Below are 11,725 nucleotides of genomic sequence, written 5' to 3'. Positions count from 1 at the left end.
CATGAAGCTGCTCGCCTCCGCCCTCAGCCTGGTGCTCGTGGGGCTCACCGGGATCTGGCTGTGGTTCGACGCGACCGCAGAGGCCCGGCAGGACCTGCCCGGCGTCGTGGTGTCGGCCGACCTGGACCCGGGGGAGCCCGCGGTCCGCCAGGCGGTGGTCGACGACGAGGGGGCGCCGACGAGCGGTGCGGGGAGTGCGGACGGTGCGGGGGCGCCAAACGCGGCGTCGCCGGGGGACGCGAGTGGCGGCGCGGCCGCCGACGACTCCGCCGGGCGGACCGCCGAGGACCGCGAGACCGTCGACGACCGCCTGATCGCCCTGAGCAGCGTGATGGGCACGCTGCGTGCCTCGCGGAGCGAGCTCGCGGAGCTGGCTGCGGCGGCCGCCGAGAAGGCGGAGGAGGAGAAGGCAGCGGCAGAGAGGGCGGAGCAGGAGGCGTCGGAGGCTTCGGACAGGTCCGGCAGCTCCGGGTCGACCGGCTCGACGCCCGCCCCTCCCGCACCCCAGCCGGCTCCCGTGCCCCTGCCCCCGCCGCCGCCCGTGCCCCAGCCCGTGCAGCCCGCGCCCGTCACCCCGCCGGGGATGTGCTGGGACGACGACGAGTGGGAGGAGTGCGACGACGACGACTGGGACGACGACTGGGACGACTGACCGGCGCCCCCGCCTGGTCGCCGCGGCTGGCCGGACTCACGGACCGGACGCCCCTCGCCTGGTCTGCCTCACGGGCTCCCCCTCGGACTCTCGGACCGGGCGCCTCTCGCCGGGTCGGCCCGGTCGACCGGAGTGACCGCCCGCAGGTCCCCCTTGCTGGGCGGGGGCGGTCAGGCGTTGGGTGCCAGCTCGCAGCGGCACGAAGAGCGCGGCGAGACAGGCGTCCCACTCGGCCGCGGTGTGCGACGCGGTCTGCAGGGCATCGGGCCGACCCTGCGGTGACGCACCCGGATAGACAAGGAAGTCGGGCATGCACGAGGTCGAGAGCGACGTCCGTGCAGGACTTCCTTGTCTATCCGCGTGCCTGGCGCCTCGCGCCCCCCGACTCAGAGGTATGGCGAGACGAAGTCCAGCGTCGCGTCGATGTCGGTGCGGAAGGAGAAGTCCGTCCCGGCGCACTGGCCGGTGATGCCGAACGAGGTGACGGCCACGACGGTGGTGGTCTCCTCGCCGGTGGTGGGGTCGATCCAGAAGGCGGGACCGCCCGAGTCACCGAAGCAGGTGCCCCCGCTGCCGTTGCCCTTGCCGGGCGAGTTGGAGAGCTGGACGTTCTGGCCGCCCTGGTTGGCCGAACGGCCCAGGCCGGTGATCGTCGACGTGCCCTGGTAGCGCATGAAGTCGTCCTGGTAGAACGCCGGGACGGTGCCCTGCATGCCGTAGCCCACCACGGCGACCTGCCGGTGGGTGGTGCGACCCTTCTTCGTCATCAGCGCGTCCAGGAAACCCTCATCGGGGAGCGTGCCGTAGACCCCGCCGGTGTCGATGGCGCCCTCGAGCTCCACGACACCCACGTCATACGTGTCGGGGAAGCCGGCGAAGTTGTCGTACTCCGGGTGGGGGATCGCCTGGCCCTCCACCCAGTGGTCGCTGTCCTGCAGGTATGCGGCGATGCCGCTGCCGTCGTAGTCGTGGAGCGGGTCGGGGTGGTTGCTCACCCAGGTCACGCTGTTGGGGGTGTTCCCGTCGACACCGGTGCAGTGACCCGCCGTCAGGACGGTGTCGGCGTCCAGCATGGTGCCCGAGCAGGAGGAGTACCCCTCGCCGCCCTGCACGAAGAGCATCGTGACGACGTGGGGGTGGTCGTCGCCGTCCGGCTCGCCTCAGGTGATGGCCTGGGCCGCGGTGGCGGAGCTCAGGAGGGCGGCGGCGGTCAGACCGGTCAGGACGGTGCGCTTCATCGAGATCTCCAGGTCGGTGGTCGGGAACTCGGCCACTGTAGGTCGACGGAGCACCCGTGGGAAGGGTCTGCGGGATGATGCGCGCCGCATCCTTGTGCATGGCTCTTGTGTCACATTCATCGTCCGGGCGATCAATGTGACACAAGAGCGCTGCACAAGCATCGGGGGCGCCGGGACCGGGGCCGAGCGTCCGGCCGCCTGCTGTGGTGGGCGGCTAGCGTGACGCCCATGCACGCCAGCCCGCGACCGCTGCCGGGGCTCACGGTGCCGGCGAGTCCGCATACCTCCCGCACGCTGGTCACCGAGACGGTGCTGGTGCTGGGCGTCAGCCTGGGTGCGTCGGCCGTCTGGTCGGTCCTCAACATCATCCGCAAGCTGACCGCGGAGGCGCCGCTGTCGGCGCAGACGACCGCCATGAACACCAGCGCCGCCCCCGACCGGCCCTGGCTCGACCTCGCCTACCAGCTCGCCGGCATCGCCCTGGCCCTGGTCCCCGTCGTCCTCGCCCTGCACATCCTCGCCCGCGAGATGCGCGCACCGGCCCGGTTCATCGGCCTCGACCTGGCCCGGCCCGTCCGCGACCTCGTCCAGGGCCTCGTTCTCGCCGCCGTCATCGGGCTGCCCGGCCTGGCGCTCTACCTCCTGGCCCGCGAGCTCGACCTCAACACCACCGTCGCCCCCGCCAACCTGCCGTCGGTCTGGTGGGCGGTGCCCGTGCTCGTCCTCGCCTCGGTCCAGAACGCCGTGCTCGAGGAGGTGCTCATGGTGGGCTACCTCTTCACGCGCTGGGCGCAGGCGGGCTGGTCGATGTGGACGGTCATCGTCACCTCGGCGCTGGTCCGGGGGAGCTACCACCTCTACCAGGGGTTCGGCGGCTTCGTGGGCAACGTCGCGATGGGCCTGCTGCTCGGCTGGGTCTACACCCGCACCAGGAGGGTCATGCCGCTGGTCATGGCGCACACGCTGCTCGACGTCGTCGCCTTCGTCGGGTATGCCGTGCTCGCCGACCGGGTCGACTGGCTCTGACCCGGCGGGCTGACCGGCGAGAGGAGGCGGGGAGCGGACGGGACCGCCGGCGGCACGGCATACCCTGGAGAGATGAGCGAGGTGCAGATCGTCCACGTCCCGGAGCAGGACCGCTGGGAGGCCGTCGAGGGAGAGGGTGAGGACAGGCGGTCCGTCGGGTTCCTCTCCTACGAGATGCGGGGCGACGTCATCGACCTGCAGCACACCGTCGTGGACCGGGTCAAGCGCGGGCACGGGCTGGGGGGCCGGCTCGTCGAGGCCGGCCTGCAGCACGCCCGGGCCGAGGGCCTGCGCGTGCGGCCGACCTGCCCCTTCATCCCGCGCTACATCGCCGATCACCCTGAGCACTGCGACCTCGTCGAGGGCGCCGGGGAGCGTGAGGGCCGTGGCTGAGGTCCAGCAGGTCCCGATCCGCGACGAGTCGATCCGGCTGGGGCAGCTGCTCAAGCTCGCCTCCCTGGTGCAGGACGGCTCGATGGCCCGCATGGTCATCGAGAACGCCGAGGTCACCGTCGACGGGGAGACCGTCGTGCGGCGCGGCACGCAGATCCGCCCGGGCCAGGTCGTCGAGTACTCCGGCAGCCGCGTCACCCCCGCCCGGGAGGGCTGAGCCCGCCGGACGGTGCATCATGGAGGGATGCAGACTCCCCCTGTCGCCCTCACGATCGCTGGCTCGGAGGCCACCGGCGGCGCCGGCGCCCAGGTCGACCTCAAGACCTTCCAGCAGCACGGCGTCTTCGGCTGCGTGGCCCTGACCTGCATCGTCTCCTTCGACCCCCAGGACGACTGGAACCACCGCTTCGTCCCGGTCGAGCCGCAGGTCATCGCCGACCAGCTCGAGGTCATCACGACGACCTACCCGCCCGAGCAGCTGCGGGTCGCCAAGATCGGCATGCTCGGCACGCCCGCCACCATCGCGACCGTCGCCGACGCGCTGCGGCAGCGGCAGTTCGAGCACGTCGTCCTCGACCCGGTCCTCATCTGCAAGGGCCAGGAGCCCGGCGCCGCCCTCGACACCGACGAGGCGCTCAAGGCGCAGGTCCTGCCGCTGGCGACCTTCGTCACCCCCAACCACTTCGAGACGATGTCGCTGTCCGGTATGGAGTCGATCGAGACCGTCGAGGAGCTCACCGAGGCCGCGCGCCGGATCCACGAGGCCTCCGGCGCGGTCGTCCTGGCCAAGGGCGGGGTGCACCTGCCCGGGGACGACGCCGTCGACGTGTATGTCGACGCCGGGCGCACCGAGGTCCTCACCGCTCCCAAGATCGGCGGGGGCGTGGCCGTGGCCGGGGCCGGCTGCACGCTCGCCGCAGCCGTGGCGGCCCAGCTCGCGCTCGGGGCGGAGCCGTTCGAGGCGGCGCGCGCGGCGAAGGAGTTCGTCACCCGCGGGATCGAGGCGCGGCTGGTCAGCAGCGCCCCGTTCGACGTCGTCTGGCAGGTCGCCTGAGGCGCGGCCTCACACCCCTCATGTCACTCTCACCGCACGGCTCGAGCGCGCTGGTCACCGGCTCGATGCACAAGGGACTGTCCATCATGGTCCTCGGCGGGGTCCTGGCCTGGGTGTCGGGGCAGTCGTGGAGCCTGGAGCGGGGCGGGCCGGAGTTCTTCCCCCTCGTCATGGCCTTCGCGACGATCATCGCGATCGCTATCCCCGCGCAGCTCGTCGCGGGCCGGCGGGCGCAGGCGTGGCTGATGGCCACCGCGGGCGCCGTCGGGATCGCGGTGCCCTGGTTCTTCGCCCTCGCGGTGCGCCAGCAGGGTCAGGGGATGATCGCGCCCAGCCTGCTCGTCTTCGTCGCCAGCTGGGCCGTGACCTTCCTCGCCTGCCGGCTCACGCGGCAGCTCGCCTGGCCCAAGGTGCTCAAGGCGAAGCCCCGACGACGGGCGAAGCCCCGGGCCGGCAGCACGACCTAGGGCACCGAGCCCTCGTCACCGCTCCCGCAGCCACTGCGCCGTGATCTCCAGGAGCCGGTCGTTGGCCTCCGGCTCGGCGATGGTGCAGCGGACGCCGTCGCCGGAGAAGGGCCGCACCGTCAGGGCCTGGCGCGCGCAGGCGGCCGCGAAGTCCACGGCGTCCTCGCCCAGCGGCAGCCAGACGAAGTTGCCCTGGGCTTGCGGCACGTCCCAGCCCTGCTCGGCCAGTGCGGCGAGGACCCGCTCCCGCTCGGCCACGAGCTCCTTGACCCGGACCTCCAGCTCGTCGTACGCCTCCAGGCTGGCGATCGCCGCCTCCTGCGCCAGGTCGGTCACGCCGAACGGCAGGGCGGCCTTGCGCAGGGCGGCGGCGACGAGAGGGTGGCCCACGGCATACCCGACCCGCAGCCCGGCCAGGCCGTAGGCCTTGGAGAAGGTGCGCAGCACCACGACGTTGGGGTGGTCGGCGAGCACGGCCAGCGCGTCCGGCACGTCCGGCGCGGTGGTGAACTCCAGGTAGGCCTCGTCCAGCACGACGAGCACGTCGGTGGGGACCTTCGCGAGGAAGGCGCGCAGCTCGTCCTCCCGCACCGTGGGCCCGGTCGGGTTGTTGGGGGAGCAGACCAGGACCAGCCGGGTGCGGTCGGTGACGGCGGCGGCCATCGCGTCCAGGTCGTGCCGCGCGTCGGCGGTCAGCGGCACCTGCACCGACTCGGCACCGGCGAGCGCGACGACGATGGGGTAGGCCTCGAAGCTCCGCCAGGCGTAGATGACCTCGTCCCCCTGGTCGCAGGTGATCGACACCAGCTGCGCCAGCACGGCCACGCTGCCGGTGCCGGTCGCGATCTGCTCCGCCGGCACCCCGAGACGCTCCGACAGCGCCCGCGTCAGGGCGACGACCCCGGGGTCGGGGTAGCGGTTGATCGTCGCCGCGGCCCGGGCCAGCGCGTCGGTGACCGACGGCAGGGGCGGGTAGGGGTTCTCGTTGCTGGAGATCTTGTAGGGGGTGAGCCCCTCGACCGGCGCGGGCGGCCGGCCGGCGACGTAGGCCGGCATCCGGTCCAGGACGGCGCGCAGGCGGACGGGGGCGGTCTGCTCGGTCATGAACGCAGCCTAGTGACCCTCCCGGCGACCTCCCCGCCCGCCCGTGGTGCGTGGGACGATGCCGGTATGAAGATGCTGCTCGCCGTCCTCGCCAACGCCGTGGCCCTGTGGGTCGCCGCCGTCCTGCTCCCCGGGATCAGCTTCGGGGGGGAGGGCGCCTCGCTCGTGCTCACGGTCGTCCTGGTCGCCGCCCTCTTCGGGGTGCTCAACGCCATCGTCAAGCCGTTGCTCAAGCTGCTGTCGCTGCCCTTCATCGTGCTGACGCTGGGGCTCTTCCTCGTCGTCGTCAACGCCCTCATGCTCTCGCTCACCTCGTGGCTGGCGGGCGTGCTGGGGCTGGAGTTCACCGTCGAGAGCTTCTTCTGGGACGCCGTGCTGGGCTCGCTCATCGTCTCGGCCGTCGGCGTCGTCACCAGCATGCTGCTGCCGGACGGGGAGCGCCGGTGAGCGCCCCCGCCGCCCACGAGATCCCCGCCCCGGACGGCCCGCTCCCCGGGCTGCTCTGGCGGCCCGCCGGCGACGGCCCCGCCCCCGCCCTCGTGGTCCTGCAGGAGATCTTCGGCGTCGGCCGCTACATCCAGGAGCGGTGCGCCGAGCTCGCCGACCAGGGGTATGCCGTGCTCGCCCCCCAGCTCTACGCCCGCCTGGGCGAGGGTGAGGGCGACGGCGACGCCCCCGCCGAGGCCGACGCTGACGGCATACCCGTCGTCGAGCAGCCCGCCGCCGAGGGTGGCCTGGAGGCCGGCATGGCCCTGGCCCAGCGCGTCGACTGGGAGACCGCCGCCCGCGACGGCCTCGCCGCGCTGGAGGAGCTGCGCGGGCTCGACGGGGTCGACGGCGACCGGGTCGGGCTGCTGGGCTTCTGCTTCGGCGGAGGCCTCGCCTTCGACGTGGCCGCCCGGGCCACCGACGCCGGGCGGCCGCCCGCGGCCCTGGTGAGCTACTACGGCTCCGCCCTGCCCGGCCTGCTCGCGCGGGCGGAGAAGGTCACCTGCCCGAGCCTGCACCACTTCGGGACCGCCGACGCCTTCATCCCGATGCCGGCCGTCGAGGAGGTCCGGGCCGCCGTGACCGCCGACGGCACCCGCCCGCAGGTGCGCTTCGAGCTGCACGAGGGCGCCGGTCACGCCTTCGACAACCCCGACCCGATGTTCCACCACGCCACCGCCAGCGCGGCGGCCGGGGAGCAGACGCGGGCCTTCCTCGCCGAGGTCCTGCCCGTCCCGGACTGACCCGAGGTCAGGCTGGGCGCTGCGGTAACGTGACCGCGATACCCAGCCGCCCCCATCGGCGTCGAGGCCGAGGAGAAGGAGTGTTGACGCGTGAGCGACGACGACGTCGCGCAGGTCGCTGAGCCGACCGGCGCCGCCCAGGGTGGGCACGAGCCCCCGCAGCGGGACATCACCGACGGAGGCCCGGACATGGTCCAGTTCCTCGCCGCCGACGGGAGCCGCGTCCCTCTCGACGAGGTCAACCAGCCCTACGCCGCCTACCTCGAGGAGCTCGACGACGACGCGCTGCGCGGGATGCTGCGCGACCTCATCCTGGTCCGCCGCGTCGACGCCGAGGGATTCGCGCTGCAGCGTCAGGGCGAGCTCGGGCTGTGGCCCAGCCTGCTCGGCCAGGAGGCCGCCCAGGTCGGTGCGGGCCGCGCGATGCGCCCGCAGGACTACGCCTTCCCCGGCTACCGCGAGCACGGCGTCGCCTGGTGCAAGGGCGTGCCGCCGGAGAACCTGCTCGGCATGTTCCGCGGTGTCAACCACGGCGGGTGGGACTCCAACGAGAACAACTTCCACCTCTACACCATCGTCATCGGCAACCAGATGATGCATGCGGTCGGCTACGCCATGGGCGTGCAGCGCGACGGTGCCGTGGCGACGGGCGACCCCGGCCGCGACACCGCCGTCATGGCGTTCACCGGCGACGGCGGCACCTCGCAGGGCGACTACAACGAGGCGCTCGTCTTCGCCGCGGTCTCCAACGCCCCGGTCGTCTTCTACGTGCAGAACAACCACTGGGCGATCTCCGAGCCCAACGACCGGCAGTTCCGCGTGCCGCCCTACCGCCGCGCCGACGGCTTCGGCTTCCCCGGCGTGCGGGTCGACGGCAACGACGTGCTGGCCTCCTACGCCGTGACCCGCGCCGCCCTCGAGCGCGCCCGCTCCGGCCAGGGCCCCACGCTCATCGAGGCGTTCACCTACCGGATGGGCGCGCACACCACCTCCGACGACCCGACGAAGTACCGCATCTCCGCCGAGGTCGACCTGTGGCGCGCCAAGGACCCGGTCGACCGGATGAAGAAGCACCTGCTGGAGCAGGGGATCGTCGACGAGGGCTGGCTGGCCGACCTCGAGGCCGAGGCCGACGAGCTGGCGGTGCGCATCCGCACCGCGTGCCAGACCATGCCCGACCCGCCGCACGCGGAGATGTTCGAGCACGTGTATGCCGAGCCGCACCCGCTGGTCGAGCGCGAGGCGCGCGAGTTCGCCGACTACCACGCCGGCTTCGAGGACTGAGGAAGGACACCGCATACCTGATGAGTGCGTCGACCAGCACCACCGCCCAGCGGACCACGATCGCCAAGGCCCTCAACGCCGGCATGCGCGCCGCCATGGAGCGCGACCCCAAGGTCCTGCTCATGGGCGAGGACATCGGCAAGCTCGGCGGTGTCTTCCGCATCACCGAGGGCCTGCAGAAGGACTTCGGCGAGGACCGCGTCGTCGACACCCCGCTGGCCGAGTCCGGGATCATGGGCAGCGCCGTCGGCCTGGCCCTGCGCGGCTACCGGCCCGTCGTCGAGATCCAGTTCGACGGCTTCGTCTACCCGGCCTTCGACCAGATCGTCAGCCAGGTCGCCAAGATGCACTACCGCTCCCTCGGCAAGCTCAGGCTGCCGATGGTCATCCGCATCCCCTACGGCGGCGGGATCGGCGCGGTCGAGCACCACAGCGAGTCCAACGAGTCCTACTTCACCCACACCGCCGGGCTGCGGGTCGTGACCTGCTCCACCGCCGAGGACGCCTACTGGATGATGCAGCAGGCGATCGCCAGCGACGACCCCGTCGTCCTCTACGAGCCCAAGCGGCGCTACCACGAGCGCGGTGTGCTCGACCTGGGCGCCGCCGGCTCCACGCCCGACCTTGCGGACGCGCCGTACCGCCTGGACGAGGCCATCGTGCGCGCGGAGGGCACCGACGTCACCGTCCTCACCTACGGCCCGTCGGTCAAGGTGGCGCTCGCCGCCGCGCAGGCGGCGGAGCTCGAGGACGGCCCGTCGATCGAGGTCGTCGACCTGCGCTCGCTCTCGCCGCTGGACACCGAGGTCATCGAGGAGTCGGTCCCGCCGCACGGGCCGGTGCATCGTCCTGTCCGAGGCGCAGACCTTCAGCAGCATCACCTCCGAGCTGGCAGCGCACGTGCAGGAGCACTGCTTCTACTCGCTCGAGGCGCCGGTGCTGCGGGTGGGCGGCTACAACATCCCCTACCCGCCCAGCCGCCACGAGGAGGTCTTCCTCCCCGACCTCGACCGCGTCCTGCACGCCGTCGAGACCCTCATGGCCTACTGACCCGCACGTCTTTCGAAGGAGCCCAGCGTGCCCGAGTTCAAGCTTCCCGACCCCGGCGAGGGCCTGGTCGAGGCCACCATCATCCAGTGGAAGGTCGCCGTCGGCGACACCGTGCGCACCAACGACATCGTCGTCGAGGTCGAGACCGCGAAGTCCCTGGTCGAGCTGCCCATCCCGTGGGAGGGCACGGTGACCGAGATCCTCGCCCAGGAGGGTGACGAGGTCGAGGTCGGGACGCCGATCATCGTCATCGACACCGGTGACGGCGGGGGCGCGGGCGGCACGACCGGCCCGGAGGAGGTCACCGACGAGGCGACCGCCGCCTCGGACAACCTCGTGCCGACCCCGCCCGCGGGCGGGGAGAGCCCGCAGGAGACCAAGCGCGAGGCCGTGCTGGTCGGGTATGGCGCGATCGAGGGCTCCACCACGCGTCGCCGCCGGCGCGGGACGGCCCAGGCGGAGGCCGAGGCCGAGACGGTCGGGCCGCGCAAGGTGCGCTCGACCCCGCCGGTGCGCAAGTACGCCAAGGACAAGGGCGTCGACCTGACCCAGGTCAGCCCCAGCCGCGCCGACGGCGTCATCACCCGCGCCGACGTCGACGCCCACCTCGCGGGGGGCGCCGCCAGTCCGTCCGCGCAGCACGCCGCCGCCGAGCTCGCCGCCCCGTCCGGGCAGGGCGCCGCCACCGGTGACGCCGCGCCGTCGGCTCCCGGGGGGGACTCGGGGGCCGGAGCCCCCCGAGCGGCGGCATACCAGCGGCCCGTCATGGACCGCTCCGGCGAGCGCGAGGAGCGCACCGACATCAAGGGCGTCACCAAGATGATGGCCCAGGCGATGGTCTCCTCGAAGTTCACCGCCCCGCACGTCACGGAGTTCATCACCGTCGACGTGACCGCGACGATGGAGCTCGTCGAGCGGTTGAAGAGCGACCGTTCCTACGGCGTGAGCGACCTCAAGGTCAGCCCGCTGCTCGTGCTGGCCAAGGCGATGACGATCGCGGTGCGCCGCAACCCCGGCATCAACGCCGCCTGGGACGAGCAGGCGCAGCAGATCGTGCGGCGCAACTACGTCAACCTCGGGATCGCCGCCGCCACTCCGCGCGGCCTCATCGTCCCGAACATCAAGGACGCCGACCTGATGGACCTGCGCCAGCTCGGCGAGGCCCTGCAGGACCTCGTGGCTACCGCCAAGGCCGGGCGCACGCAGCCGGCCGACCAGTCCGGCGGCACGATTACCATCACCAACGTCGGGGTTTTCGGCGTCGACACCGGCACCCCGATCATCAACCCCGGCGAGTCCGCGATCGTCGCCTTCGGCGCGATCCGCCGCCAGCCGTGGGTCGTGGGCACCGGGGCCGACGAACGGATCGAGCCGCGCTGGGTCACCCAGCTCGCCGTCTCCTTCGACCACCGCCTCATCGACGGTGAGCTCGGCTCACGCTTCCTGGCCGACCTCGCCGCGATCATGGAGGACCCCGCCCGGGCGCTCGTCTGGGGCTGAGGCGCGGGCGCGGCCGGTGCGGGTCGCGTCGGCCCAGGCAAGGCAATGCACCGGATGCACGGCTAGCTGGGCTGGTGTCCGTGGCTGGTGCAGCGGAGATGAGCAGGTGGGACGCGGTCCGGCAGACGTCCTGGACGGTGCGCCCCTGGGCCTGGGTCGTCTACTTCGCGCTGTTCGCCGTCATGGCCAACATCGGGGTGGGTGCCTACCACCCGGACGCGCCGCTGCTGGACGTGGAGGCCCTGGTCCCGGGGCTCTACAGCCACGCCTCCAACCTCGTCCTGTCCTGCCTCGTCCTGATGCTCTACGGACTGGTCAGGCTGGTCTACGACGCCGGGGTCCGTGAGGTCGTGGTCGTGGGTCTGGTCATCGTCGCGGCCAACTACGGCTACGAGCTCTTCCTGCCGCTGGCCAACACGCGGGACGTGGTGGACGCCCACTACGGCGCACTCGGTGCGGGGTTGGCGCTGCTCTACCTGGCACTCGTCCGGCGCCACGGCCTGAAGCCGGCTGGTTAGGCCCTTGCGTCCGGTGCCGCGAGCTGGCGGACCGGGGGGAGCTGCCCCGTGCAGCTGGACGCGGTCGTCGACGTCGCCGTCGAGGCCCTGACCGACCGGCTCGGAAGGCTGGCCGGCGACCGGACCCGGCAGCTCTACGCCACGCTGGAGGTGGCCACGGGTTGTGACTGAGCGGCCCCGGGCCTGCGACCGGGTGCGAGGCCTGAC

Annotated in this window: 15 protein-coding genes and 1 pseudogene; 13 read left to right on the top strand and 3 right to left on the bottom strand. The window is 72.6% G+C overall.

Going from position 1 to position 11,725, the window contains the following annotated elements; all coding sequences use genetic code 11:
• Window position 1: 1 nt before the first annotated feature.
• A complete protein-coding gene (locus E3Z34_RS15785) occupies window positions 2-652 on the top strand; it encodes a hypothetical protein (RefSeq protein ID WP_134774372.1) in 651 nt (216 codons plus the stop codon).
• 386 nt (window positions 653-1,038) lie between these two features.
• On the opposite strand, the gene E3Z34_RS15780 is transcribed toward E3Z34_RS15785, so the two are convergent.
• Both E3Z34_RS15780 and E3Z34_RS19580 read right to left on the bottom strand, forming a co-directional pair.
• Entirely contained in the window at window positions 1,039-1,773 is a 735-nt protein-coding gene (locus tag E3Z34_RS15780; RefSeq protein WP_134774371.1) for a trypsin-like serine protease, read from the bottom strand.
• 39 nt (window positions 1,774-1,812) lie between these two features.
• The gene (locus tag E3Z34_RS19580; protein ID WP_275106666.1) at window positions 1,813-1,944 is read right to left on the bottom strand and encodes a hypothetical protein; all 132 of its coding nucleotides are present in this window, start codon (window positions 1,942-1,944) and stop codon (window positions 1,813-1,815) included.
• A 174-nt stretch (window positions 1,945-2,118) separates the two neighbouring features.
• On the opposite strand from E3Z34_RS19580, the gene E3Z34_RS15775 reads away from it, so the two are divergent.
• The 5 genes from E3Z34_RS15775 to E3Z34_RS15755 all read left to right on the top strand — a co-directional run bounded on the left by E3Z34_RS15775 (window position 2,119) and on the right by E3Z34_RS15755 (window position 4,830).
• Window positions 2,119-2,916 carry a CPBP family intramembrane glutamic endopeptidase gene (locus E3Z34_RS15775; RefSeq protein WP_134774370.1) on the top strand — a complete coding sequence of 266 codons (798 nt, stop codon included), beginning with the start codon at window positions 2,119-2,121 and terminating at the stop codon, window positions 2,914-2,916.
• Between the two features lie 72 nt (window positions 2,917-2,988).
• On the top strand, window positions 2,989-3,309 hold the full coding sequence (locus tag E3Z34_RS15770; protein ID WP_134774369.1) for a GNAT family N-acetyltransferase: 321 nt from the start codon (window positions 2,989-2,991) through the stop codon (window positions 3,307-3,309).
• Complete coding sequence (locus E3Z34_RS15765) at window positions 3,302-3,526, top strand: RNA-binding S4 domain-containing protein (protein WP_238695223.1); 225 nt, start codon at window positions 3,302-3,304, stop codon at window positions 3,524-3,526. Before E3Z34_RS15770 ends, E3Z34_RS15765 begins: the two co-directional genes overlap by 8 nt.
• A gap of 27 nt (window positions 3,527-3,553) precedes the next feature.
• Window positions 3,554-4,363 carry a bifunctional hydroxymethylpyrimidine kinase/phosphomethylpyrimidine kinase gene (locus E3Z34_RS15760; RefSeq protein ID WP_134774367.1) on the top strand — a complete coding sequence of 270 codons (810 nt, stop codon included), beginning with the start codon at window positions 3,554-3,556 and terminating at the stop codon, window positions 4,361-4,363.
• 20 nt (window positions 4,364-4,383) lie between these two features.
• Entirely contained in the window at window positions 4,384-4,830 is a 447-nt protein-coding gene (locus E3Z34_RS15755) for a hypothetical protein (RefSeq protein ID WP_134774366.1), read from the top strand.
• Window positions 4,831-4,845: 15 nt separating this feature from the next.
• Here E3Z34_RS15755 and hisC read toward each other — a convergent pair whose 3' ends face one another.
• On the bottom strand, window positions 4,846-5,934 hold the full coding sequence (hisC, locus tag E3Z34_RS15750) for a histidinol-phosphate transaminase (RefSeq protein WP_134774365.1): 1,089 nt from the start codon (window positions 5,932-5,934) through the stop codon (window positions 4,846-4,848).
• Window positions 5,935-6,000: 66 nt separating this feature from the next.
• On the opposite strand from hisC, the gene E3Z34_RS15745 reads away from it, so the two are divergent.
• The 7 genes and pseudogenes from E3Z34_RS15745 (at window position 6,001) to E3Z34_RS19575 (ending at window position 11,689) form a co-directional block, all read left to right on the top strand.
• Window positions 6,001-6,381, top strand: coding sequence for a phage holin family protein (locus E3Z34_RS15745; protein WP_134774364.1), 381 nt, complete (start codon window positions 6,001-6,003; stop codon window positions 6,379-6,381).
• Window positions 6,378-7,166 (top strand): dienelactone hydrolase family protein, encoded by a 789-nt coding sequence (locus E3Z34_RS15740; RefSeq protein WP_170213020.1) that lies wholly within the window; start codon window positions 6,378-6,380, stop codon window positions 7,164-7,166. The genes E3Z34_RS15745 and E3Z34_RS15740 overlap by 4 nt, the downstream gene beginning before the upstream one ends.
• A 90-nt stretch (window positions 7,167-7,256) precedes the next feature.
• Window positions 7,257-8,450: a pyruvate dehydrogenase (acetyl-transferring) E1 component subunit alpha gene (pdhA, locus tag E3Z34_RS15735; RefSeq protein WP_134774363.1), complete on the top strand. Its 1,194-nt coding sequence runs from the start codon at window positions 7,257-7,259 to the stop codon at window positions 8,448-8,450.
• 20 nt (window positions 8,451-8,470) lie between these two features.
• Window positions 8,471-9,500: pseudogene (locus E3Z34_RS15730) on the top strand (alpha-ketoacid dehydrogenase subunit beta).
• A gap of 27 nt (window positions 9,501-9,527) precedes the next feature.
• Complete coding sequence (locus E3Z34_RS15725) at window positions 9,528-11,000, top strand: dihydrolipoamide acetyltransferase family protein (protein ID WP_134774362.1); 1,473 nt, start codon at window positions 9,528-9,530, stop codon at window positions 10,998-11,000.
• 98 nt (window positions 11,001-11,098) lie between these two features.
• Window positions 11,099-11,518, top strand: coding sequence for a hypothetical protein (locus E3Z34_RS15720; protein ID WP_134774361.1), 420 nt, complete (start codon window positions 11,099-11,101; stop codon window positions 11,516-11,518).
• A gap of 48 nt (window positions 11,519-11,566) precedes the next feature.
• Window positions 11,567-11,689 carry a hypothetical protein gene (locus E3Z34_RS19575; protein WP_275106665.1) on the top strand — a complete coding sequence of 41 codons (123 nt, stop codon included), beginning with the start codon at window positions 11,567-11,569 and terminating at the stop codon, window positions 11,687-11,689.
• Window positions 11,690-11,725 lie beyond the last annotated feature (36 nt).

The organism is Ornithinimicrobium flavum (assembly GCF_004526345.1).
Classification (GTDB): Bacteria; Actinomycetota; Actinomycetes; order Actinomycetales; family Dermatophilaceae; genus Ornithinicoccus; species Ornithinicoccus flavus.
The sequence above is the reverse complement of the archived record's forward strand: the minus strand, read 5'-3'. Positions and strand labels throughout refer to the sequence as shown.